The sequence below is a fragment of the Lentzea sp. NPDC060358 genome (assembly GCF_042725365.1).
GTDB lineage: Bacteria > Actinomycetota > Actinomycetes > Mycobacteriales > Pseudonocardiaceae > Lentzea.
The window spans coordinates 1-4116 of record NZ_JBHXCW010000400.1 but is presented as its reverse complement, the minus strand read 5'-3'; the positions used below and the strand labels follow the sequence as shown (position 1 = coordinate 4116).

6 protein-coding genes are annotated in these 4116 nt (G+C 67.8%); 2 read left to right on the top strand and 4 right to left on the bottom strand.

All coding sequences use genetic code 11. The features are described 5' to 3' along the window. Positions 1-42: 42 nt before the first annotated feature. Positions 43-474 (bottom strand): RDD family protein, encoded by a 432-nt coding sequence (locus ACFWGZ_RS39950; RefSeq protein ID WP_382456794.1) that lies wholly within the window; start codon positions 472-474, stop codon positions 43-45. 211 nt (positions 475-685) lie between these two features. Here ACFWGZ_RS39950 and glnA point away from each other — a divergent pair, with 211 nt between their 5' ends. Further along, positions 686-2110, top strand: a complete 1425-nt coding sequence (glnA, locus tag ACFWGZ_RS39945) for a type I glutamate--ammonia ligase (protein ID WP_382456793.1) — start codon at positions 686-688, stop codon at positions 2108-2110. A 112-nt stretch (positions 2111-2222) separates the two neighbouring features. Here the strand turns inward: glnA and ACFWGZ_RS39940 are convergent, their stop codons facing one another. The 3 genes from ACFWGZ_RS39940 to ACFWGZ_RS39930 form a co-directional block, all read right to left on the bottom strand. Further along, positions 2223-2483: a hypothetical protein gene (locus tag ACFWGZ_RS39940; RefSeq protein ID WP_382456792.1), complete on the bottom strand. Its 261-nt coding sequence runs from the start codon at positions 2481-2483 to the stop codon at positions 2223-2225. Positions 2484-2541: 58 nt separating this feature from the next. Then, entirely contained in the window at positions 2542-3039 is a 498-nt protein-coding gene (locus tag ACFWGZ_RS39935; protein WP_382456791.1) for an NADAR family protein, read from the bottom strand. Positions 3040-3124: 85 nt separating this feature from the next. Beyond that, positions 3125-3451 (bottom strand): hypothetical protein, encoded by a 327-nt coding sequence (locus ACFWGZ_RS39930; protein WP_382456790.1) that lies wholly within the window; start codon positions 3449-3451, stop codon positions 3125-3127. A gap of 350 nt (positions 3452-3801) precedes the next feature. On the opposite strand from ACFWGZ_RS39930, the gene ACFWGZ_RS39925 reads away from it, so the two are divergent. Further along, on the top strand, positions 3802-4035 hold the full coding sequence (locus ACFWGZ_RS39925) for a hypothetical protein (protein ID WP_382456789.1): 234 nt from the start codon (positions 3802-3804) through the stop codon (positions 4033-4035). Positions 4036-4116 lie beyond the last annotated feature (81 nt).

Below are 4116 nucleotides of genomic sequence, written 5' to 3'. Positions count from 1 at the left end.
CACGAACCGTGCGGCGGGCCTCTCCACGTTCCGGCCGGAGCGCTAGCGGACCTTGACGACCACCGTGCCCGCGGCCTTGTCGTGCAGGCAGCGCCCGTCCGCGTCCCAGACCAGCGCCGGGATCAGCGGGAAGATGAGGATCGTGCGCAGCAGCGCGCGGGGCAGGTGCACGTAGGCCTTGCCGTCGATGCGCGCCACCCGCAGCCCGAGCAGCGCGTGCCCCGGCGTGAACCCGAAGTACGCGACCGCGACGACGGTGATGACGAACCAGGCCAGCAGGCTCCAGTTCTTCGGCAGGTCGGGGCGGGTGAACAGGCCCGCGACGCCCGCCGCGAGGAGGAAGTCGGCGAGGATGGCGAACGTGCGCCGCCCGACGGAGGCGATGGAGCCCGGGCCGTCCTGGGGGAACCCGTGGCGCTCACCGCGCCAGCGCTGCTGGGTGCCGTCGCCCGGGTCTCCGCCCGGGGACAGCACGGAATCAGGTCCTGACAGCCACGATCCGGTCCACCTGCTCACTCCTCCAGAGTAAGCCGGTGAACGCGGGGTGAGGAACGTCAGGTCCGCTTGCCCCCTCCGACCGGCCCGTTAACACTGGCGAAACATCCGAGTGACGGACGGGCAACACCGCCGACATACGGTCGCTCGCGATGACAAGCCGTTGTCCATAGTCAAGGAGTCGACGAGGGTGTTCAAGAATTCCGACGAGGTGCTGAAGTTCATCACCGACGAGGGCGTCAAGTTCGTCGACGTGCGGTTCAGCGACCTGCCCGGTGTGATGCAGCACTTCACGCTGCCGGCCAAGGCGTTCGACGCCGACGCGATCGAAGAGGGTCTCGCCTTCGACGGCTCCTCCGTGCGCGGCTTCCAGTCCATCCACGAGTCGGACATGCTGCTGCTGCCCGACCTCTACACCGCGCGCCTGGACCCGTTCCGCATCGAGAAGACGCTGATCGTCAACTTCTTCGTGCACGACCCGTTCACGCGTGAGGCCTACAGCCGCGACCCGCGCAACATCGCGCGCAAGGCCGAGCAGTACATCACCGACTCGGGCATCGCCGACACCGCCTACTTCGGCGCCGAGGCCGAGTTCTACATCTTCGACTCGGTCCAGTTCGACACGACCGCCAACGCCGCGTTCCACAAGATCGACGCGGTCTCCGGCTGGTGGAACACCGGCCGTGAGGAAGAGGGCGGCAACCTCGGCTACAAGGTCAAGTACAAGGGCGGCTACTTCCCGGTCACCCCGAACGACCACTACGCCGACCTGCGCGACCAGATGGTCCTCAACATGGAGGCCCAGGGCTTCACCGTCGAGCGCGCCCACCACGAGGTCGGCACCGGCGGCCAGGCCGAGATCAACTACAAGTTCAACACGCTGCTGCACGCCGCGGACGACCTGATGCTGTTCAAGTACATCATCAAGAACACCGCCTGGCAGGCCGGCAAGTCCGTCACCTTCATGCCGAAGCCGCTGTTCGGCGACAACGGCTCGGGCATGCACACGCACCAGTCGCTGTGGAAGGACGGCTCGCCGCTGTTCCACGACGAGAGCGGCTACGCGGGCCTGTCCGACACCGCCCGCCACTACATCGGCGGCATCCTGCACCACGCGCCGTCGCTGCTGGCCTTCACCAACCCGACGGTGAACTCCTACCACCGCCTGGTCCCCGGCTACGAGGCCCCGGTCAGCCTGGTCTACTCCCAGCGCAACCGCTCGGCGTGCGTCCGCATCCCGATCACGGGCAACAACCCGAAGGCCAAGCGCATCGAGTTCCGCTGCCCCGACTCCTCGGGCAACCCGTACCTCGCCTTCTCGGCGATGGTCATGGCGGGCCTCGACGGCGTGAAGAACAAGATCGAGCCGCCGGCCCCGATCGACAAGGACCTCTACGAGCTCCCGCCCGAGGAGGCCCGCGACGTCAAGCAGGTCCCCGCGACGCTGGACGCCGTGCTCGACAACCTCGAGGCTGACCACGAGTTCCTGCTCGAGGGCGGCGTGTTCACGCCGGACGTGATCGACACCTGGATCTCGTACAAGCGCGAGCAGGAGATCGACCCGCTGCGCCTGCGCCCGAACCCGTACGAGTTCGCGCTGTACTACGACGTGTGATCGGTGGTCGGGCCGCTTCCAGGAGAGGCGGCTCGATCCCGTGACGGCCGAGGGCCGGGTGACCGCGCAGGTCACCCGGCCCTCGGGCTGTCCGGGCCCGGGATCGTCGTGCTCACGTGCTGATCAGCGTCACGCTGCACGACACGCCGCGGGCGCTCTCGCTGACGCGCACGTTCGACACCAGCACGTCGGCCTCGCCCCCGGTCGGCAGCTTGATCCGCGCCGCGCCGCCATCGAGCGCCTCCGCGGCCGTTCCCGCGCCGGACAGCTGCCAGAAGCCGTCGGTCTCGGTCTCGATCAGGTCCACGCGGTCGAGGTCGGCCGCGTTGCCGTCGGCGTAGACGAGCCGCGCCGGTCCCGAATAGCTGAACATCGCCCTCTCCCCTGCCTCGCCCCTACGCCTTGAGACACGCACGGCGCGGGCGCGGGGTTCAGGACGACAGCTTCGCGCGGACCTCCATCAGCGCCTCTCCGAGCAGGTTCAGGCCCAGCCACGCCGACGGGTCCGCCGCACGCGGGTCGGACTCGGCCAGGCCGATGCCCCACACGCGGTCCCGCGGGCTGGCCTCGACGAGCACCCGTGAACCCGTGCCCAGCAGGTAGGAGCGCAGGGCGGGGTCCTGGCCGAACTTGGCCAGGTTGCCGTCGACGACGATGCCGAGCCGCGACGACTCCCAGACGTCGTCCGAGAAGCCCGCGACGCGGCGGCCCAGCACCTGGGCCTCGGCCGGAGTGCGGGCCGCCAGAATCTGGGCAGCGACAGCAGCGTCGTCGAACAGCAACGCCTTGCGCCACATCATGTAGTGCTCGGCGGAGGGGAACTCCCGGCCGTCGGCCACGAACGTGCACGGCCACCACTGCGAAAGGCAGCCCTTGCCTATGCCGCCGTCGTGTTCGGGCTGGTGGCGCCAGAAGAAGAGGAACTTCACGCCTGAACGGTAGGTGATCCGGTCGCGCGACTCCTCCGGATTTTCGTCCGGCCACGGCATCTCCGGCTCCCGCGCGACGCGGAGATCACTTCGGCAGCGGGATGCCCATCACAGTGATGGCCGCGCCCGTGGGGGCGAACTGGCCGGAGATCGAGTTGAACGTCAGTGTGAGCGAGTTCACGCCCGCGCCGACCTTCTCGTCCAGCACGACGGTGCCGGAGGTGGTGGTGCCCTGGGTGACGAGGCTCTCCCACTTGCTGCTCGACGCGGCGTAGGTGCGCTTCACGTCGTCCAGGACGGCGATGCCGTCGACCGGGAGCGTCATTCTGGCCTGGGACGCGTTGGTGGCCGTCACGAAGAGCTTCACCCTGCCGTTCGCGGCTTCGACTCTCGTGACCTCTATGGTCAGCATGCCGCGCTGCTGCTTGAACGAGCCTGTTTGGACCTTCACGTCCGCGGACGGCTCTGTCGTTTCCAGTGCGGCATCTGGAGTTTCGACGCCATTCGACGTAGTCGTCGTCGTGGTTGCGTTAGGCCGCGCGGCGGAGTTGCTGCCGCTCAGTGCAAATTGGATCACACCTAGTAACGCGAGCACTCCGACAGCCACACCCGCTATGGCGATCACGGTCTTACCTCGGCGCGTGACCCTGCGATGCTGCATGACTTCCTCTGCTCGACCCCCGTGACAAAACACAGCTCCCCCATGAGCGGCGTCCAGTCTCATCTCGAATGGGTGAAACGTCAATGCGCTAGTGTCCGGCCGTGTCCCAAGAAGTCGCCGAATTCACGGCTCCGCAGCTGCTCACCACCCACATCGTCGGCTCCGCAGCCGAAGCGCTCGAAGCGGTTCAGGCCGCTGACGTGCTCGATCTCGGTGTTCGCGCCTACAACCGCCTCGTTCCCGACGCCGACGACGCGGACTCGCTGGAAGAGGAGTGGGTGGTCGAGGTCTACACCAGCGCGCCTGTTGTCGACCCCGACTCGGACGAGGACTGAGCAGCAGGAAGTGGGGGGACACCCCGCGGCGGGCCCCCCCACCCGGAGGGAAATCCCCAGATTTTAGAAGGTCAGCACCAC